This window comes from Corynebacterium sp. MSK047, assembly GCF_030232285.1.
Lineage (GTDB): Bacteria > Actinomycetota > Actinomycetes > Mycobacteriales > Mycobacteriaceae > Corynebacterium > Corynebacterium jeikeium_D.
Genome location: NZ_JASPJI010000007.1, coordinates 105,226 through 124,537 on the forward strand (window position 1 = coordinate 105,226; position 19,312 = coordinate 124,537).

The 19,312-nt window shown below is 58.7% G+C and carries 17 protein-coding genes; 7 read left to right on the top strand and 10 right to left on the bottom strand.

All coding sequences use genetic code 11. The features are described 5' to 3' along the window. Positions 1-631 precede the first annotated feature (631 nt). Both QP981_RS04355 and QP981_RS04360 read right to left on the bottom strand, forming a co-directional pair. Complete coding sequence (locus QP981_RS04355; RefSeq protein ID WP_048731191.1) at positions 632-1,075, bottom strand: DUF3040 domain-containing protein; 444 nt, start codon at positions 1,073-1,075, stop codon at positions 632-634. Positions 1,076-1,305: 230 nt separating this feature from the next. Beyond that, positions 1,306-1,794, bottom strand: a complete 489-nt coding sequence (locus tag QP981_RS04360) for an SAV_6107 family HEPN domain-containing protein (protein ID WP_048731236.1) — start codon at positions 1,792-1,794, stop codon at positions 1,306-1,308. Between the two features lie 206 nt (positions 1,795-2,000). On the opposite strand from QP981_RS04360, the gene QP981_RS04365 reads away from it, so the two are divergent. Beyond that, the gene (locus QP981_RS04365) at positions 2,001-2,591 is read left to right on the top strand and encodes a GNAT family N-acetyltransferase (RefSeq protein ID WP_049182147.1); all 591 of its coding nucleotides are present in this window, start codon (positions 2,001-2,003) and stop codon (positions 2,589-2,591) included. Continuing rightward, complete coding sequence (locus tag QP981_RS04370; RefSeq protein WP_049190486.1) at positions 2,572-3,246, top strand: LppM family (lipo)protein; 675 nt, start codon at positions 2,572-2,574, stop codon at positions 3,244-3,246. Before QP981_RS04365 ends, QP981_RS04370 begins: the two co-directional genes overlap by 20 nt. 3 nt (positions 3,247-3,249) lie before the next feature. On the opposite strand, the gene metF is transcribed toward QP981_RS04370, so the two are convergent. Continuing rightward, positions 3,250-4,236, bottom strand: a complete 987-nt coding sequence (gene metF / locus QP981_RS04375) for a methylenetetrahydrofolate reductase [NAD(P)H] (RefSeq protein ID WP_070603067.1) — start codon at positions 4,234-4,236, stop codon at positions 3,250-3,252. Positions 4,237-4,302: 66 nt separating this feature from the next. Here metF and QP981_RS04380 point away from each other — a divergent pair, with 66 nt between their 5' ends. From QP981_RS04380 to QP981_RS04395, 4 genes are all read left to right on the top strand, one after another. Then, on the top strand, positions 4,303-5,415 hold the full coding sequence (locus QP981_RS04380) for a polyprenyl synthetase family protein (protein WP_070603065.1): 1,113 nt from the start codon (positions 4,303-4,305) through the stop codon (positions 5,413-5,415). 18 nt (positions 5,416-5,433) lie between these two features. Continuing rightward, positions 5,434-7,134: a phytoene desaturase family protein gene (gene crtI, locus QP981_RS04385; protein WP_284857467.1), complete on the top strand. Its 1,701-nt coding sequence runs from the start codon at positions 5,434-5,436 to the stop codon at positions 7,132-7,134. A gap of 86 nt (positions 7,135-7,220) precedes the next feature. Further along, positions 7,221-8,837, top strand: coding sequence for an alpha-(1->6)-mannopyranosyltransferase A (locus QP981_RS04390; protein WP_284857466.1), 1,617 nt, complete (start codon positions 7,221-7,223; stop codon positions 8,835-8,837). Between the two features lie 6 nt (positions 8,838-8,843). Beyond that, positions 8,844-9,824 (top strand): phytoene/squalene synthase family protein, encoded by a 981-nt coding sequence (locus QP981_RS04395; protein ID WP_088611978.1) that lies wholly within the window; start codon positions 8,844-8,846, stop codon positions 9,822-9,824. 30 nt (positions 9,825-9,854) lie between these two features. Here QP981_RS04395 and QP981_RS04400 read toward each other — a convergent pair whose 3' ends face one another. Then, positions 9,855-10,229 carry an Rv2175c family DNA-binding protein gene (locus QP981_RS04400; protein WP_005510311.1) on the bottom strand — a complete coding sequence of 125 codons (375 nt, stop codon included), beginning with the start codon at positions 10,227-10,229 and terminating at the stop codon, positions 9,855-9,857. 79 nt (positions 10,230-10,308) lie between these two features. Here QP981_RS04400 and QP981_RS04405 point away from each other — a divergent pair, with 79 nt between their 5' ends. Further along, on the top strand, positions 10,309-12,681 hold the full coding sequence (locus QP981_RS04405; RefSeq protein WP_284857465.1) for a PASTA domain-containing protein: 2,373 nt from the start codon (positions 10,309-10,311) through the stop codon (positions 12,679-12,681). A 71-nt stretch (positions 12,682-12,752) separates the two neighbouring features. On the opposite strand, the gene QP981_RS04410 is transcribed toward QP981_RS04405, so the two are convergent. From QP981_RS04410 to QP981_RS04435, 6 genes are all read right to left on the bottom strand, one after another. Beyond that, positions 12,753-14,138: a class II 3-deoxy-7-phosphoheptulonate synthase gene (locus tag QP981_RS04410; RefSeq protein ID WP_005510339.1), complete on the bottom strand. Its 1,386-nt coding sequence runs from the start codon at positions 14,136-14,138 to the stop codon at positions 12,753-12,755. Positions 14,139-14,206: 68 nt separating this feature from the next. Then, positions 14,207-14,698, bottom strand: a complete 492-nt coding sequence (locus QP981_RS04415; protein WP_048731205.1) for a polyadenylate-specific 3'-exoribonuclease AS — start codon at positions 14,696-14,698, stop codon at positions 14,207-14,209. 151 nt (positions 14,699-14,849) lie between these two features. Further along, positions 14,850-15,641, bottom strand: coding sequence for a lysophospholipid acyltransferase family protein (locus QP981_RS04420; protein ID WP_016423019.1), 792 nt, complete (start codon positions 15,639-15,641; stop codon positions 14,850-14,852). Positions 15,642-15,743: 102 nt separating this feature from the next. Further along, positions 15,744-16,757: an ROK family glucokinase gene (locus QP981_RS04425; protein ID WP_147721787.1), complete on the bottom strand. Its 1,014-nt coding sequence runs from the start codon at positions 16,755-16,757 to the stop codon at positions 15,744-15,746. A 9-nt stretch (positions 16,758-16,766) separates the two neighbouring features. Further along, positions 16,767-17,921 (bottom strand): glycosyltransferase family 4 protein, encoded by a 1,155-nt coding sequence (locus QP981_RS04430; protein WP_284857464.1) that lies wholly within the window; start codon positions 17,919-17,921, stop codon positions 16,767-16,769. Positions 17,922-17,974: 53 nt separating this feature from the next. Then, complete coding sequence (locus tag QP981_RS04435) at positions 17,975-19,045, bottom strand: NlpC/P60 family protein (protein ID WP_350309465.1); 1,071 nt, start codon at positions 19,043-19,045, stop codon at positions 17,975-17,977. Between the last annotated feature and the right edge of the window lie 267 nt (positions 19,046-19,312).

A 19,312-nucleotide genomic window follows, 5' to 3' on the forward strand; every position in this document is an offset into this window, starting at 1 on the left:
TGCCTTCAAGCAGAGCCGGAGGGCTGTGCTTTACCGCAGTGCCAAAATCTCGCCAAACTTTAAGCGCAAATCGGATATTCACTTCTGCAATGTTGACCAACCTCAATCAACATCACGCCCCACTTTACCCCACTATCTGCCACTATCAACACAAGAAGAAGAAAAATAGTCACAGAATCAGCGCAACCCCGCCGCCAGGACATCCACTTTAACCCAATTGACCTGGACTTTTAAAGAATCACCTCGACAATTAAAGCGCGAATAAAAAGTGGGGCACCCACCCGCAACCACGCCGATAACGACGCCACACCAACCACATTGTTAACAGAAAGCAGTTTACGCCCCACTACCCACCACTTACCTGCTAAAAACCATCCAGATTCAACCTGGTCGCCAGACTTAGCGCGTTGACCTGCAATTTTATGTCGCCAGAGCCAAACTTTCGGAGATACCAACAACGACCGCAGATAAGAATTCCTCCATCCCAATAGCTAAGTGGGGGAAAGTGGAGACTCGGGGTGGGGCAAAGTGGGTGAGATCTTGTGGAGACGATTCACGTCTAGAAAAACAAAAAAGTGAGAGCAAGCCATCGCTGGCTTGCCCTCACTTGTTAATTCTTGAGGCTTATCCCCTAACGCCCCTCGAAGCGGCCACGGAAACGCGATTCCAACGTGGAATCACCAGAGGAGCCACGGCTACCCGAGGTCCCTCGACGACTCTTTGCCGCCCCGGACTTAGTCTTTCCAAAGCTCAGCCCCGAAGCAGAACTAGCCTTCTCCTGCTTACCGGCGCCGGTCAGAGCCCAAACGCCGGAACCGAACATAAGGCCAAAGCCGGCAACCGATAACACAATGAACCAATTGCTCACAGAGAAAAGAGCGACGCCGCCAATCAACATCAGCAGACCGAGGAGCATGAGCGCAAAAACCTGGATGGAAAACCCACGAGGTGCGCTGTTTTCCTCCGGAAAGCTGAACGCATTTCCGGCCATCGTCGAACTAAATTTAGGATCCTCAGCGTAGAGTGCAGACTCGATTTCGTCGAGCATCCGCTGTTCGTGCTCAGATAGTCCCACAATTCCTCCATCGCCTACTTGAGCATTGCCCACCGCGATACTGGCGAGCCTTGACCCCTCAACTAACAATGCCGATACAACAAAGTTAATTACAGGCCACGTGCTGCTAACGCGGCGTCCGTTAGCTTCATTCTTACCCCTTCAACGGGCGACTCACCTCTATTGTTCCATGAATCCGAACAATCCCCCATTTATTTAGGAAAGCAACGCTCTAACACGCCCCCACCGGCTTACGCAGCTGCGGGCAGAACACCCAGCTCAGCCCGGACAGCCCCCAAGAATGCACAACTTAAATCCCACAACTCCTGCGCCCGCCGAGAGTCAATGCGACGCGAAATACCCAACCGGACTTCCTCACGCAGCGCGGTGAACTGCTCAAACTTGGTGACCCAGCTATCAAATTCGGGCTGCTCTTTCTTTAAACGCAACCAGGCACTCTGTGTTGCCGAACGACGACGCTTAACTACCGAGCCCGAACGAGCGCCCGAGCCAGAACCCCCAGCCACCGACACATCGTCGCGATTCAACAGCGCGCCTGCGCAACGCAGCGCCGCACAGTAGGAAAGCTCCAACATCTCATCAGAGCTGGCATTCCGAGCATTCGCTAGCAGAGCCTCTGCCCGCCCCAGCAGCTCCAGCGATTGCCTTGAGACACCGACCGGGGCGACCGAACCCGACTGCGAAATCGCCCTAAACTCCACCACGTTCGACCTTGCCACCACCCTGCTTCTCCTTTCACACAGCATTCACATGAGCACGGATTTTCCGCTTCTCCTTAGCGGGATTGACTGCAATCTATCCCCAACCCCGGACTACGCCAGGCATACTTTCGCACACCTGTTCGACTCGATGTTATTGCAGTAATCTCACAACTAAGTTCGTCTAAGTCGCTAATCTGGTCACTGTGAAATACAGCGTGGTTCCGATGACAGCAGGAGACTTCAATCTCCGCCTGCAAGAAGCAGTGGCTCTCTACATCACCGCGATGCAGTACAACCCCGCGATCTTGCCCGGTCGTCTCCACGAATGGCAGAAGCAAACCACTCAACCCGGCTTCATGGCTGCTGCAGCCATAGCTCACCCCGAAGAGCTCTCCCCTGCCCAGGCTCTCCGCGACCCGCGCTGCAGGTTGGTCGGCATCGGCTACTGCCGTACAGGATTGGACACGCACTGGTGGTATCGCCAGGTAAGAGATGGACTGCTCATGGACGGGCGCTCGCTACCGGACGTCGTCAAGCTCTTGGGCAACTACGCCGAACTGTCTGAGATTCACATACACCCCAGCTTTCAGGGGCGGGGACTCGGTAAACGACTGCTCCGCGAGTTGGTCGATTCCCGCCCAGAGACGCGAGTTCTGTTGTCAACCCCGGAATACCCGAATGAGGCCAATAGGGCATGGCAGCTCTACCGCCAATTTGGTTTCAAGGATGTTTTAAGGAACTTTTATTTCACAGGGGACTCCCGTCCCTTCGCAGTTCTAGGAGTAGATCTTCCCCGTGACATCATCACCGAGTGAACCTTCCACACCACGTCGACGGCTTTCGCCTCTGCGCATTGCCACCGCAATAGCCGGAATTGCCGCTATCTTGCCGCTCAGCGGCTGCTTTGACGCACAGGCTGGCATTACCATTTCCGGCGACGACAGGGTCTCGGGCACAATTCACGTAACACCCACGGAGGAAGTCCGTTCCCAATTTGAGCAGTGGCAAGTACCGGAAGATCTCTCCGACCGCGTCTCGCAGGGAGTAATCGACTCCTCCACAGGAAAGATGGAAGTCTCGTTCAACGAGCTGCACTTCATTGAACTCACCGATACGCTCCGACAGCTTTCCGACGATCGCGTAGACATCGACCTAGACCGTACCGGTGGCGGCAAGATTTCGATGAACGGCCACATGGATTTGACTCACCTGCCCGGCGCGAAGGTTGATTTCGTCGTCGCGTTCCCGGAGCAGGTTACTGACTCCAATGGCCGCCAGACCGAACCGAACAAGGTGGAATGGCAGCTCGCCAGTGGCGAGAACCATAATGTATGGGCTTCGTCGCCGGCTGGATCCACCAAGCGGAATCAATTCCTATTATTTGCCGGTGTGACCACAGCCGCCGGTGTCCTAGCCTCAGTGCTAGGTGTCCTGTGGGCGCGAAGAGTTCGCGACATGCAGGACTTTTAGCAATTAAAAACCGCCGCGCAGCATATCCTGGCCGGTGCCCCATTCGGGCGCCATGCCGAGGTTGTGCAAAACTTCCTGGGAGGCGCGAGCGAAGTTCATAGTCATAAAGTGCAGCCCCGGCACGCCTTCGGCGATGAGCCGCTCTGCCATGTTGGTCGAAAACTCGATACCAATCTTGCGAATCTCATCTTTATTGGCCTGCTCGTCACCATCTGCTGCCTTAATCAGGCGTTCCTCCAAATCGGATGGCAACTGTGCCCCGGAGAGCTCAACCTGCCTGCGCACTGAGCGCAGCGATGTAATCGGCATCAGCCCCGGAATGATGGGCTTGGCACCGTGCACTGGGTCGGCTTCCACCAGGCGGTCTCGAAGGCGCAAGTAGTGCTCAATATCGAAGAACATCTGCGTAATCGAGTATTCGGCTCCCGCGCGCAGCTTGGCCAGCGTGTACTGCGTGTCATGGTCCAAATCCGGCGAGCGGTAATGTCCCTCCGGGAACGACGCAATGCCGATTTCAAATTTCTCGAACTCCGGCTCGGCCTTAATCAGCTCAATCAGTTCGCTGGCGTAGTGCAGACCGCCCTCGGTCTCCACCCAAGGGCCAAGCGGTTCTCCCGGTGGGTCACCACGCAGAACGAGCAGATTCGTCAGCCCCGCGCTGAGATAAGAGCGCAGGATTTCCCGCAGCTCGTCGACAGTGTGCTCTACCAATGTCAGGTGCACAAGCGTTGTCAGCGGCTGCCTCGAAACGCGCTGGGCGATTCGCAGGGTGCGGTCGCGGCTAGAACCACCGGCGCCGTAGGTCACGGATGCAAAGGAGGCACCAAGATCATGGAAAGCCTCAGCTGCTCGGAGAAGACGTTCCTCGGCCGCGTCGTCACGCGGGGGCATGAACTCGACCGAGAAGGGAATACTGCCCGCGCTCGGCATTGAAAGCGCCTGGCGGATTGTCACTTGGCGGCCTGGCGACGGTGGCATTGTTGAGGACATAGTCACTCATACTAAGCGGTGTCCTATTCTTGAGTCAGCATTACCCGTCATCGACGAGAGGCTCACATGAGCGAAGAACTGGATTTGGCCGCGCTACAGCCCCGCGAAGTACCAGCTACTGTTACCAAAACGCTGGAGAACTACCTCAAAAGCCGTGGCGACGATGTCGCATCGGTCGATGCGGTATACACCGAGGCCATAGATTCGCTCCACTCCTTCGTCCTCAATGGGGGCAAGCGCGTACGTCCAGCCTTCGCCTGGCAGGGGTGGTTGGGAGCAGGCGGCCTCGAAGGCCGTTTCTCCCCAGCAGAGGATTCCCAGGCTGTGATGAACGCGGTGAGCGCCCTGGAACTCATTCAAGCCTGTGCACTCATTCATGACGACATCATCGATGACGCTGATACGCGCCGTGGCGCACCGACTATCCACAAGGTATTCGAGGCCAAGCACGAGGCCAATAGCTGGAATGGAGCCGCCGACCGCTTCGGTATTTCGGCCGCAATCCTCATTGGCGATGTTGCTCTGACCTGGGCTGATGACATGATGCACTCTTCAGGCCTCAGCTCGGAGGCGCTAACCCGCGCACTTGTCCCCTGGCGGGCGATGCGCACTGAAGTACTTGGCGGCCAACTGCTCGATATCACGGCCGAAGCCAGCCGGGACAGTCGTGTCGAGACCGCTGAGAAAATCAATCTGTTCAAGACCGCCGCCTACACCATCGAGCGGCCGCTCCACATTGGTGCTGCGATTGCCGGCGCCCCAGCGGAATTGGTTGAGGCCTACCGCAGCTTCGGCCGCGATATCGGTGTGGCATTCCAGCTCCGCGACGATCAGCTGGGCGTTTTCGGCGATCCCGAGGTCACGGGCAAACCCGCCGGCGATGACCTCCGCGAGGGCAAGCGAACCGTCCTGGTCGGCCAGGCTTTGAGCCTCTACCGCGATTCCGCACCTGAAAAGGCCCGCTTTATCGATGAACGCCTGGGAGCGGTCTCGTCTGCTGCAGATATTGATGAGCTACGAAATCTCATCGCTGATTCCGGCGCTGCCGATGCCGTCGAACGTGAAATTGACCGCCTGACCAGCCGCGCTTTCTCCACTATCGAGAATGCCGACCTGCCTGCAACGTCGCGCGAGAACCTCATTGCTATGGGCGTTCGCGCCACCGCTCGTCAGCATTAGACCAGGTGTTGCGTAGTCATGCCCGCTGCTTCCCCCACTCGTGCCCCCATTAATTCCCCGCGTCTGCGACGTGCGGTCACTCGTCCTCATAAGGGCTCCAAACCACGACTGACCATCATCGGCGCAGGCCTGTCCGGACTTACCGCCGCGCTCTACGCCATCGCCGATGGCTACGATGTCACCGTTGTCGAGCGGGAAAGTTTCGTCGGCGGACGCTGCGCCAGTGAACCCGTCACCGTCGACATCGACGAGCAATCGCTCACCGCGGTCTTCGACACTGGCGCAACTGTATGGACCATGCCCTCGCTTGTCGACGATGCCCTCGCCGCCGTCGGCCTCTACGCGCGCGATATCGACCCGGGTTTTTCGGCCTCCCCAATCACGCCCACCTACCGTGCGGAATTTGCCACCCGCGGCGGACTCGACGTGTTTTCCAACGAAGACATGATGGCCGATGAACTCGCGCGCTTCGGTGCCTCTGACTCCACCGTCGCCGGTTACCGCAAACTTCGCACGTGGCTGCAAGCTCTCTTCAATGCCTGCTTCGAGAACTTCATGTCCCGCAGCTTTGACCGCGTTACAGACCTATTCACCGGGCCCGGCGCGCTTCGCGACCTCACTGCGCTCCTCCGACTCGGTGCCTTCGGCGCCCTCGAACCTAAGATTCGTGCCTTCCTCGGAGATAATGATCTCGCTCGCGTTTTCAGCTTCCAGGCGCTTTACGCAGGTGTACCTCCCGCTAAGGCCCGTGCGGTCTACGGCTGCATTTCCCACATGGATACCTCGATGGGGGTTTACTATCCGCACTCCCCCGCATTTGGTTCGGGTATAGGCGCCGTCAGCGAGTTGCTCGCCGAGGCCGTCCGTCGAGCTGGCGGAACCATCGACTTCGGCGTTGATGTCACTGGGCTGAAAGTCGACGAGGCAGGCTTTGTCTCCGCCATCACCACGGCAACTGGCGAGCGTCCCACCGATGCCGTCATCGCTACGACCGATTTACCTGTGGTGCAGAGCTGGCTTCACGACGCGAATACCTCTGCCGCCGGTAGCTTATCGAAGCGGCGAGGCCTTCGGAGCGTCGTAAAGCGGCCGGGAGCGCGACGGCTGTTCCCAGTTCGATTTTCCCCATCGGCGGTGGTGGCGCACGGACTGATTCCGGTTTTGGAGACTGCGACCTGGCCGAAGCGGCATCACCTGATTTCGTTTGGCGAAAAGTGGAACGAAACCTTTGAAGAGATCTCGTCACCGCGCCATGGAAAGCTAATGTCGGACCCATCATTGCTGGTCACCCGGCCTGCGGTGAGCGCGCCGGAGCGTATTGTCACAGATGCGAACGGCGTGCAGTGGGAGCCCGTCAGTGTGCTCGCGCCGTGCCCAAACTTGCAGTCGGCCAATCTGATCTGGTCACGAATCAGTGGGGACTACGTTGCGAACATAACCGCTGAGCTGGAGCGGCGCGGACTGACCGGGATTTCTACGAAGTGGCGAGTCGGTCGGATCGATACCCCTCAGCAGTGGCAAGAACGCGACATGGGCGTTGGCTCGCCGTTTGGGCTGGCGCATCTGTTCCGACAGACGGGGCCGTTCCGTCCCCGCAACTTCTCTCCGAAGATGCCAAAGAATCTGACGCTGGCGGGATCGACGACGGTGCCGGGGGTTGGCGTGCCGACGGTCATGATTTCGGGACGACTTGCGGCACAGCGGTTTGAAACGCCTTAGCTCATGAATGTCTCCCGGATGTCTGCCGGTGGTCACTGACCAACTAGGATTAATGCATCAGCAATGTATCGATTGTTTAGGTTGACATGAAATTATCGCGGAGTGCTCAGCTGGGTGTCTACGGTGGCATCCTCATTGCTCTGGGCTCCTACGGTTCCGGTGCGAATCGCTACCGTGGCGGCCTTGTCCACGCTCTGGGACTCGACTGGATCACCTACGGTCACGGTCAGATTTTCTGTGAGATTGTGATTTGGGTAGGTATCGCCCTGCTGCTTATCTCGTGGCTGCGCATCGGGCGGGAACTGCTGTTCTCGAAGGGGACCATCCGGGACATTGTGGCCGGTTCTGCCCATGCTGGCGACGCAGCAGACGCTGCGGTTCCAGCGAACGCTGGCGGCGATGAGTCCACGTTGCGTCTGTTCAATTCAATCCTGGTGGCCTGGGCAATTCCCCTCGCGCTGGCCGCACCGCTGTTCTCTCGCGATGTCTATTCGTATCTCATGCAGGGCGCGATGGTCCGCGATGGGTTTGATCCCTACACCGAGGGAGCTGCAGCTAATCCAGGGCCGATGCTGCTGGAGGTATCCGCAGATTGGCGGAATACCACCACCCCGTATGGCCCGCTGCATCTGGGAATTGGCGAGGTCATCACGCGGATTGTCGGCGACAACATCACCGTCGGCGTGATTCTCTACCGCATTGTGTGTCTGCTGGGCTTCGCCGCCATTGTCTGGTCGATCCCGCGAATCGCCCGGGAGCTTGGAGCAAATCCGGCTTTCGCACAGTGGCTCGGTGTGCTCAATCCACTGGTGCTACTGCATCTGATTGCGGGTATGCACAACGAGGCACTGATGGTCGGATTGGTCAGCCTGGCACTAGTTGCCGCACTGCACATGGAGCACATGCGGGGTGGCCTGGTCGCTGCTGTCCTCATCGGAATCGGCGTCGCGCTGAAAGCCACCGCTGTCCTGGCGCTTCCCTTCGTCGTGTGGATTGTGTTGACCAGGCGCGAGCCCATCGCCACGGTTCAAGAGATGCTGCGCAAGATTCCGGCGATTGCCGGTGTGGGCATCGTGTTGGTCGCAGTCTGCGTCGGCACGCTTGCAGTGGTGACGTGGCTGACCGGCTCGAGCTGGGGCTGGATTTCCGAGATCAGTGGCAATACCAAGGTGATTAACCCCCTGGCAGCACCGTCAGCGGTCGCTGGTGTGATCTCGGGCGTCATGGCGTGGTTCAACGACGACATCGGTTTCAATGTCATCGTCAGCCACACACGCGTGGTCTCCTCTATCATCATGCTGGTGGGACTCGTGATCTCCTGGTTCTACTTCCGAGCCACCCCTCGTAACAATGTCGCTGGCATGATTGCCGCCTACGTGGTGGCCTGCGTATTTAATGCCGTGGCACTTCCCTGGTACTACGCCAGCTTATTGACTCCCATGGGAACGATTCGCCCGCCACGATGGGTGATTCAAGGCACCGTGTTGTTCACATTCATCCTGTCGCTGTCCTTCGCCGGCGGCGGCAATCACCGCTTCTACGACGTGCCCTGGATGGTTATCATTACCGTTCTCGGCTGGCTGGCCGTCGGCTGGCTGACCACTGGAAAGTTCAGCTGGAAGTACCCGTGGCGCGACGATAAAACCGCCGCAGACACGGATTCCACGGTAGCGCCCCTATCGCGGTCGATCGAGGTCGCATAGTTGTCCATGCCCACCCCACAGCCTCTCTCGACAATCGCGCTGCCACAGTCCTACGAGCTCTGCCGCGATATTATGGCCTCCCACGGTCGCACGTATTCCCTGGCCACGCGACTATTGGCACCCCGCCAACAGCGTGCGGTGTGGTCTCTCTACGCCTGGGCACGCATCGTCGATGACTACGTCGACTGCCCCGCCGACGCCGACCGCTCCCCCACGCACATCGAAGCCACGGTCACACGTTTAAGCGAGCTTTTCCACTCAGCTGTCGTCATCGGTTCGCTTGACGACGTCCACCGCGACCGCGACCGCGCCGTCATCTCGGCGGCCGCACAGACTTTTCGCGACTACGACATCGATCCACAGCTCTCTGCGGACTTTGTTCACTCCATGTTGATGGACGTGCCCGACACATCGTGCCACATTGCGCATTTTGAAACATGGGAGCAACTCGACTCGTATATGTGGGGCTCCGCAGCAGTCATTGGCCTTGAGATGATGCCTATCCTAGGCACCCGCACAGGAGTCTCCCGTGAGGAAGCCACCCCCTACGCAGAGTGCCTGGGAAAAGCCTTTCAGGTGACAAATTTCCTCCGCGACATCGCCGAGGATTTTCGCCGTGGCCGTATTTACCTACCACTGAATGAGTGGGAGGCCTTCGGAGTGGGTACCGAGGAGATCGGCTACTGTGCCGCCACGGGACAGACGACCCCGGCGGTACGTCAGGCATTGGCCTTCTTCATCGCTCGCAACCGCGCACTCTATGCCGAAGCCAGCAGCGGCGTGGACATGTTGGAGGTGCCAGGGCGTCAGGCTATCCGTGCCGCGGAGATTCTCTACTCAGACATTCTCGGCGAAATTGAGCGCATGAACTACAACGTCTTTGCGCAACGCGCTCAAGTGGGACGCGCTCGAAAAGCAAAAATCGCCCTCCCGCTGCTTTTCACAGCAGTGGCCGGGCGATTACGACAGGAGCTATCGCGGGCGTAGGACGGCGAGCGTAGGACGCCGTCCGGGTCTTTACAACGCCATAGCCTGTGCGCGGCGCATTACTTCGCGTGCAAGGTGACCGTGCAGGGCGTCCACCGGACGTCCAGGCAGAGATTCATCTTCGGTGAATAGCCACTCCAGCGTTTCTTCTCGCGTGTAGCCGCCGTCGGCAAGCAATGCGAGTGCGCCAGGTACAAAACGCGCGACCTCATCATCTTCAAAGAAGCGGGCGGGAATTTGTGCAATGCCGTCGCGGTGGACTGCAATAAGGCGACCCTCCTGCAGCAACGCGTGAATTCGGGTGACGGTGACGCCAATGAGGTCAGCGGCATCGGGCAGCGCAAGAGTGGGTTCGTCGGCGCTCAGGACATCGTGGCAAGTTGGAATCTTTCTCACACTGGTCACTTTAGCGCGTTGGCCTTGCAGTAGGTACGTCCCCATATACTTATTAGAAGCAACTGATTGGAACAGGGAAGGCTGGTTTATGTCGCAGCTTGTCGAGGGGCAGATTCTCGATGGTCGCTACCGCATCGGAGCCACCATCGCACACGGTGGCATGAGCACCGTGTACTGCGCCACCGATTTGCGGCTCGATCGCAGGGTGGCCGCAAAGGTCATGGATCCGCGTTTTGTCGACGACGAGTCTTTCCGCATCCGCTTCGAACGTGAGGCCCGCGCGGTCGCGCACCTCAATGACGAGTCGCTCGTCAACGTCTACGACCAGGGCACGGACCCGGCGGGGCATGTTTTCCTCATTATGGAATTCGTCGACGGTGGGACCCTCCGCGAGCTGCTCCGTCAGCGCGGTCCGATGCCTCCGCATGCAGCTGCCGTTGTAATGCGCTCGGTTCTGCGCGCCCTATCGGTGGCGCATTCCCGCGGCATGGTGCACCGCGATATCAAGCCGGAAAATGTGCTCATTGCCTCGGACGGGCGAGTGAAGCTGGCGGACTTCGGTCTAGTGCGCGCGGCCGCTGATGCCAAGGTGACCTCTAACTCGGTCATCGTCGGCACCGTCGCTTATCTGGCTCCGGAGCAGGTCACGGGTGAATCCATCTCCCCTGCCTCCGATGTGTATGCGGCGGGTATTTTGCTCTTTGAGCTGCTTACCGGCACCACTCCATTCATCGCCGATTCTTCGCTCGGCGTTGCCATGAAGCGATTGAACGAAGCTGTCCCGCCCCCCTCGGAGCTCATCGACGGCGTTCCCGAGGAGTTCGACGAGTTGGTCGCCCGCGCTTGTTCCCGCAGGCCGGAGGATCGGTTTGAGACGGCCGAGGAATTCGGTGACGCACTCGAAGACATTGCGGACAAACTCGCGCTGCCACCATTCCGCGTGCCGTCGCCCGTCAATTCAGCAGCCGCCAACGCTGCCGCCATGGAGGGGCTCACAGAGGACTTCCACCGACCGGGCAACGACCATTTCGATGACAGACACGGCACCGCAGAGACGGCACCCGAGCGCTTCGGTCACGACGGCTATGGCTTCTCGACGGACGCACCCGGTAGCCCCGTTTCTTCCCGACCACCGGGACCACCAAACGTTTTCGATGATTTCGACGACCCGGATGCGGGGCGGACACGCACTTTCGATCGCTATGACGAGTACACCCCCCCTGGCTGGGAATCCCCGGAGCCGTCTGGTGGAGCTCTCGTACCAGCCGACGTTCCAGGCGCTCCGGAATATCCGCTGCCGCCGGACACTCAGGGCCCACAGCACCCACAGCATCCGCAGCCGCGATCTGCTCAGACTCAGACGCCTAAGAGCCGTCGAGCTACCCGACAGCGGACGCGCCGTGGATGTGCATTGTGGCTGATTATCGCCCTGGTTGCCACGTTGGGCATGGGGCTTGGCGCGTGGTGGCTGGGCTCTGGCCGTTATGGCGAAGTGCCCTCTATCACTGGGCTGTCGCAACCACAGGCGATGACCGCAATCAGTGAGGCGGGCTTTGAACCGGTGGTTGATGAGCGCTACGACAACGATGTCGCAGTGTCCCAGATTATTGGCTCGGACCCCCTGGCTGGAGCGCGGGTTGTCCGCGGTGATGATGTTCGCGTACTGGTCAGTCTCGGCCGCCCGACTGTGCCCGCATATCCCGCGAACCACTCAAAGGAAGTGTTCAGCGCTGCCCTAGCTAAGCGGACGTTGAAAGAAGAGGTCGGAGACCCCGTCTTTTCCGATGATGTCTCCACCGGCGGCTTGGTCTTTGCGGTTCCTGCTCCAGGACAGACCGTCGAGGTTGGCTCAGTTGTGACTGTGCATTACTCCAAGGGGCCAGCACCGGTGAAGGTGCCAAAGATCGTGGGGCTTCAAGAGGATGAAGCTCGTGAGCTGTTGAGCAAGGCCGGGCTGGAGGTCCGAGAAGTATCGGCGGAGTTCTCCTCCTCTGCTGAGCCGGAAGAGGTTCTTTCCGTGTCTCCTGAGGAAGGCACTGGCCTCGAACGCGGTAGTTCTGTGACGTTGACCATTAACAACGGCATCGAAGTGCCCAATGTAGTGGGCAAGTCGGAGGATACTGCTCGCCAAATTCTGCAGCGCGAGGGCATTGAGGTAAGCGAAGTAAAGGACTCGTCCTCCTCCTCGCGCGACTACGGCCGTGTCGACGCAGTCTCACCGAGTGCGGGTCGTCTGGTTAACCCCAATGATGCGACTGTCACGCTGACCGTATCCAGAGCAGTGAAGGTTCCGCAGCTGCTGGGTAAAACTGTTGCGCAGGCACGTCGTGAAGCGGAGAAACAGCATCTTCAGCTCGACATCGACGGCTCTGCGAACGAGAACGATCGCATCGTATTGCAGTCACCCCGACCGGGCGCTAAGGCCACGGCGGGTGACAGCATTTCGGTCAGCACTCTGTAAAAAGTGCGGCGCGCTAATGAGTGCGGCGGTGCACTAGCTGGGCTAGTTGTACCTAGCTGAGCTGGATGCAACTAGTTGCGCAGCATCTCGGCAACCAGGAAGGCCAGCTCCAGCGACTGCTGAGTGTTCAAACGCGGGTCACAAGCGGATGCGTAACGGCCTGGCAGGTCGACATCGGAAATGTCCTGCGCGCCACCGAGGCACTCAGTGACATCTTCGCCGGTCAGCTCCACGTGGATACCGCCCGGGTGCGAACCGATCGAGCGGTGCACCTCGAAGAAGCCCTGAACCTCGTCGACAATGCGGTCGAAATGGCGGGTCTTGTAACCATTGGAGGCCGAGTAAGTGTTGCCGTGCATCGGGTCGCACTGCCAAATGACCTTGTGACCAGAAGCTTCCACAGCCTCAACGATGGGAGGCAGCACGGAGCGAACCTTGTCATTGCCCAGACGCGAAGTCAGGGTCAGGCGACCTGGCTGGAAGAACGGGTCGAGCTTGTCGGCGTAAGCGACAGCCTCCTCCGGCGTGGTGGTCGGGCCAATCTTCACACCGACGGGGTTGCCAATCATGGCAGCCAGGTTGATGTGGAAGTCCTCAATGCCACGGGTGCGCTCACCAATCCACAGCTGATGCGCGGAGAGATTGAACAGCTCCTGGTTGCCATCGTTTTCAGAAAGGCGCAGCATAGCGCGCTCGTAGTCAACAACCAGCGCCTCATGCGAGCAGTAAATCTGCGCGGTCTGCAGGTTCGAGTCCGCAACACCACAGGCAGCCATGAACTGCAGTGCGTGATCAATCTCGCGTGCCAGGTCCTCGTAGCGGGCGCCAGCCGGCGAGTTGCTGACGAACTCACGGTTCCACTCGTGCAGACGGTGCAGGTCAGCGGTGCCCGAACCTGTCAGTGCACGTACCAGGTTCATCGCCGCAGAGGCATTGGCGTAAGCACGCACCATTCGAGCTGGGTCGTGAACTCGAGCTTCTTCGGTCGGCTCAACGCCGTTGACCATGTCACCGCGGTAGCTAAGCAAACCGTCGCCGTCGATATCCTTCGAGCGCGGCTTGGCGTACTGACCAGCGATACGAGCCATCTTTACGACCGGGGTGGATGCGCCGTAGGTCAGCACAACGGCCATCTGCAGCAAGGTCTTCACATTGGCGCGAATGTGCGGCTCAGTATTAGACTCAAAGGTCTCCGCACAATCGCCACCCTGCAACAGGAAGGCCTTACCATTAGCGACGTCGGCAAGCTCCTGACGAAGCTTACGAACCTCAGGCGCGACCACAATTGGCGGCACCGATTCGAGAATGCGACGCACGTTTGCAGCGGCGCGGGCATCCCAGCTTGGCTGCTGTAGGGCTTGGCGGGATACGACATCAGCAAAACGCTCAGCCATGTCGCCGGGAAGCGGTGGCAGATCGGGCAGGTCATCTACAGGGAGATCAATAGTCCAACTCACAGAAGTTCATTGTAGTGCCCCTGCCAGAAGGGTGTTAGTCAGGTCACCAAATATTCGAACTCCGCTGCTTAATCAAGCGGCAACTTCTGGGCAATCTTTTGAAACTTCAGCAGATTGTGCTGGGCATCTGCCAGCGCGTCGTGCTTACCTGCAGTCTGTTTCGGCAACCGTGGCTTGCCCGCCATCTCCCAGTACTGCTTGAGTTCACGGGTATAACGTGGCATGAACTGCGGCAGCTTGGTCATATCACCCCAAAGCTGCACCAACGCAATGTGATCGTAGGCGCCTACCCAAGCCCACAGCTCTGGGCTGCCCGTACCGGGTTCGGTGAAAAATGCCAGCAGTTCCTCGCGGATCGTGTCCCGGTTCTTCCACAGCGGAGATGAGGGGTTGGGCAGCTGATTGAGCACATTGGTCCGAACCCACGGCCCGGCTTTGCTCTCATTGAACTCGGTAGACACCGCGTAGTACTCGCGGCCATCCTCAGCTACGACACCGATGGAGACAAGATCAATAGTCTTGCCGTCTTCAATAAACTCGGTGTCATAAAAATAACGCACGGTGTGGAATCCTCTCCAGCCTCGGCCTCGCGTCGGCTACCTCGCGACCAAAAGACCGTGGAGCCCTACCGCGCAAATCTTTCCCATGCACCGAATCGCCCTAGGAAGTGTGCAGCCCCACTGTCGCGAAAACTATCTGCGCCTAATTATTCTAGCGAGCGCGTCGGAACCAGCGACGAGGGGTCGGTTTCGGCCCCGGAGCCGGAGTGGTCAGCTCTCCACCCGGCTCGGTTCCCGCTGGATAGCCGGTGCCGGCCTCCAAGGACTTCTTCACATCAGTCGCGTAAGCATCGACATATTCCTGACCCGAAAGCTTCTGAATTTCCTTAATCAGGTCATCCGTCAGCGCCCTGGCCGCTTCATACTCATCGCTGTACTTGGCTTTGTACTCCGACGGATCAATCGGATCGCCGATAATCGTTCCGACCTTCACCGGACGAGGAATCCACGAACCAATCGGGTTGGCCTTCTCCGTATCAATCATCGCCATTGGGAACACCGGCACACCGGACTCCAGCGCTACACGTGCCGCACCGGTTTTACCGCGGTACAGTCGACCATCCGGACTACGGGTGCCTTCCAAGGAAATGCCCAGCAGGTCACCGCGTGACAGCACCTTTAAGCCGGCGTTCAGCGCATCGCGAGCTGCATCACCAGAGGTACGGTCAATCGGCACCTGCCCCACCGAGGAGAAGAAGAACTTCTGGATACCGCCGACAAAGCCCGGCGTGGTGAAGTACTCCGCCTTCGCCAGGAACGTCAGCTGACGACGGCAGACCAGTGGGAAGAAAAAGTGATCCATCACAGCAAGGTGGTTCGACGCCATCAGCGCTGGACCTTCCTGAGGAATCTTCTCACCACCGATGTAGTACGGGCGATTATAGATCCGCAGCCAAGGGCCAATGAGGATGTACTTAAAGAACTTGTACCAGCGATTATTCACAGTTTAAAACTATACAGGTTCAGTTGGTCCGACGATCCATCTCCGCAGCCATTCCCCCACCTTTTCGCGGGCGAATTCCCCTGCAATCCCCAAATTGACGCTTTACGACGATGTCGCACCCTCGGCAGCCACAACGCTGCGCGCAATATCCGCCGCACCAATCAACCCAGCATCCGCACCTAGTTCAGCGACTCGCACATCCGCTACCGGACGATAGCCAGCACCGGTGAGATTGCGGGCAAACTCGGCCTTGGCCTTGTCCAGGTATAGATCAGACGCCGAGGCAACACCGCCACCGATAACAATCAATTCCGGATCAAAGACATCGCCCACCATCGACAGGCCACGCCCCAGCCAGGTAGCAAAGTCATCAATCGCAGCTAGAGCCAATTCATCCCCCTGGCGAGCAGCCGAGACGACATCGGTACCAGTTACCGAGCCGGCCACGAGCCCGTCGGTAAGCCGCGAGAAGTAGCGACCGGATTCAGAGAGTTCCTGAGCGGTGGTAACCAACGCCGTACCCGAGCAGTAACGCTCCAAGCAACCACGCTTTCCGCAGGAGCAAGGACGACCATCCGGCACAACGGTGAGGTGGCCGAATTCCGGCGCCGTGCCGTACGCGCCACGGTAAATCTCACCACCCTGCATCATCGCGCCGCCGATTCCCGTACCCAGCGCAAACAGCACCCAATTATCCGCACCGCGAGCCGCACCAAAGCGATACTCACCCCAGGCGGCCGAGTTGGCATCGTGCTCAAGCTGCAGCGGACATGGGAGAAGCAAGGATAAACGCTTGACGACGTTCGCATCGCGCCACGGCAGATGCGGGGCAAAACGAACCGTCTGGCGGTCAGAATCCAAAAAACCAGCTACAGCTAAACCGATGGCGCTGACATCTGGAAAGCGTTCAACCAAGCGCTCGGATGTCTGGACAATGCCACGTTCAATGGCATCCACACTGCCATCAGAACTGGTCTGAACTCGATACAACACCTGCCCATCAGCGCTGACCACTGCAGCGCGCAGGTTTGTTCCACCGATATCAAAACCGATAGCCGGGCGATCAGCGGCGTCGGACTCGTCTGAGCTCGGATGAATCGGAATATCGGTGGACATAACAGTTGATTATAAAGGGATTGCGCAGGTTCGGAGAATTCGGCGAGCCCGAGCAGCCATGACCTCCCAGGTCCACGACTGCACAACATGCTCCCGACCACAGGCTCCCATCGCCGCCGCGCGCTCCGGATCATCCAAAATCTCAACCAGCCCGGTGGCGACGCTGCGCTTCGAGGCTCCGTCGACAACGATGCCAGTTTCGCCATCGATAACGGTCTCCGGAGCACCACCGGACTTGCCAGCTATGACAGGGACACCGCAGGCCTGTGCTTCCAAGTAGACAATGCCGAGGCCTTCTACATCGAGGCCACGTCCGCGAGTTCGGGCGGGCATGGCAAAAATGCTGGCCGCATTGTAATAGGCGGGGAGGTCATCATAAGAGACCTTGCCGGCAAAAATAACCTGCTCGGAGACCCCGAGCTTTACTGCCAGCTTTTTCAATTCTCGGTTCAACGGACCAACGCCCACGATCAGCAACCTGGCATCCGGGTGCTGCTCAAGAACCTTAGGCATGCTGCGAATCAGCATATCTTGGCCTTTTCGGCGCACTAGCCGAGAAATACAGACGATAAGCGGCTGGGACTCACCGATTCCGTGGTGCTGCCGGATCTTCTGTCCCGCCTCGGGGTCCGGGGAAAATCGCTCGATATCGACACCGGAAGGCAGGCGTTCAAATGCTGTTTGCGGACCAAAGGCTGCCGCAAATCGACCACGGGTGTAGCGGGAAATATAGGTCACAACATCGGAGCTCTTACCAATGCGCCCCAGCATCTGGCGGGCCAATGGCAGCATCGACCAGCCCACTTCATGTCCGTGAGTGGTAGCAACGATGCGGGTGGCACCTGCGCGACGGCATGCGTCGGCAAGCAAACCAAGTGGCGCGGCGGCACCAAACCATACGGTGTCAATGCGTTCGGTGCGAATAATCTGAGCGGCGCGACGAGCTACGTGCGGCAGTGGCAGCAGCACGGAATCACGCATGCGGTAAACACGGTACGGTAGCGACTCGTCGTAGGCGCGGAGCTTTTCCTTCGGAGCTCGCGAGGACGCGAGGACTACGAGGTTCTCCGGATCCAAACGAGCACAGAAATCACGCAGGTAGGACTCGATTCCACCATCGCGAGGCGGGAAGTCATTCGTAATGAGCAGTACGCGCGCAGACATGGAGCCGAGTTTATCTACCTTGACTAAAAGGACGCGAGGCCACCTGCCGCTAGTTAGAAGCGGACAGCGCCTTGGTACGGGCCACCCTGGTCGATGGAAACGACCTGGACTGGAATACCGTAGTCGGAAGCATGGACAATCTGACCATTGCCGATGTACATGCCCACGTGCGTGATTCCCGGGTAGTAACCGATGATGTCGCCCGGCTGCAGCTGGTCGCGGCTCACCGGAGTACCACCGGCGAGCTGCGCCTGCGAGGTCCGCGGGATGGACTTACCAATCTGCTGGTACGCCCAGTACATCAGACCCGAGCAATCGAACTCAGAGGGACCAGCAGCTCCCCACGAGTACGGGGAGCCCAGCTTCGACATCGCGGCATCAACTGCGGCGGAAGATCCGAGCAGTTTATCCAGCCCTTCGGTAATTGGGTTGTTCTTGGAAATCCAGATTTCCCGCTGTTCGGGGCTCAGCGAATCAACCATGGACTTGACATGCTCGGCGCGCTCATCAAATTCGGCGCTGCGCTTGTCCAAATCATCGCGACGCTTAGCCAGGTCATCGAGCTGCTTGCGGATATCGCCCTGCAGACGCAGCGCATTGGCCTTACCATCCTCAGCATCCTTGCGGGCTTGCACCGCACGGCTGACGACTTCATCGTTGTCGCGGAACATCTTGTTGATGTAACCGGCACGGTCGATAGCGTCCTGAGCACTGGCAGATCCCAGGGCGGCCGACAATGGGTCGACGATTTCACCACGCATCCGCTTCTTCGCGAAGTAAGAAATCTCACCAGAGAGCGCCTTGAGGTCATCCTGTGCTCGGAGAACCTGATCCTCAGAGTGCTTCAGCTCCCCCTCGGCGTGCCGGAGTTCCTCTTCCTTGGCCTGAACCTGGGAATCCAGCTCGGTAACTTCCTCAGAAACCGCTTCGGTATCCCGAGAAATCCTCTCCAGCTCTGCAATAATGCCGTCTGCAGTAGCCAGATCCGGGGCTGGCTGTTCATCCTGTGCAGACGCAATCGGCGCCAAACCTACGGCGCCAAAGGTTAGCCCAGTCACGACCGTAAGCCCGACTACACCGCGACGAGAGTTGTGGCGACGACGAGAGACACGGTGACGCGACAAATCCAAACCCTTTTCAAGTTGTGTATTCAAATTTCTTCCCCGAAAAACAAAACATCAAACCACTTGACGCATTCGAGCAAATTGTAGCAGCCTTGCCGGGGAACAACACACCGACAAACCGCCAGCACAAAGGGGTATCCAAAGGGAGTAACCAGGATAGCCCTTCGACTCCACGCATTGCGTAACCGCAGGGTTAAGTAGCAAAAAGTGTGTCTGACTTTCAGCATTACTGCTGATTAGGCTGGGTAAATCGGGCGGATATAAGCA

Coding starts and splice junctions, on each gene's coding strand:
- QP981_RS04365 (WP_049182147.1), top strand. CDS start 2,001: ATGACAGCAGGAGACTTCAATCTCCGCCTGCAAGAAGCAGTGGCTCTC.
- metF (WP_070603067.1), bottom strand. CDS start 4,236: ATGTCCTCAACAATGCCACCGTCGCCAGGCCGCCAAGTGACAATCCGC.
- QP981_RS04380 (WP_070603065.1), top strand. CDS start 4,303: ATGAGCGAAGAACTGGATTTGGCCGCGCTACAGCCCCGCGAAGTACCA.
- crtI (WP_284857467.1), top strand. CDS start 5,434: ATGCCCGCTGCTTCCCCCACTCGTGCCCCCATTAATTCCCCGCGTCTG.
- QP981_RS04390 (WP_284857466.1), top strand. CDS start 7,221: ATGAAATTATCGCGGAGTGCTCAGCTGGGTGTCTACGGTGGCATCCTC.
- QP981_RS04395 (WP_088611978.1), top strand. CDS start 8,844: ATGCCCACCCCACAGCCTCTCTCGACAATCGCGCTGCCACAGTCCTAC.
- QP981_RS04405 (WP_284857465.1), top strand. CDS start 10,309: ATGTCGCAGCTTGTCGAGGGGCAGATTCTCGATGGTCGCTACCGCATC.
- QP981_RS04425 (WP_147721787.1), bottom strand. CDS start 16,757: ATGTCCACCGATATTCCGATTCATCCGAGCTCAGACGAGTCCGACGCC.
- QP981_RS04430 (WP_284857464.1), bottom strand. CDS start 17,921: ATGTCTGCGCGCGTACTGCTCATTACGAATGACTTCCCGCCTCGCGAT.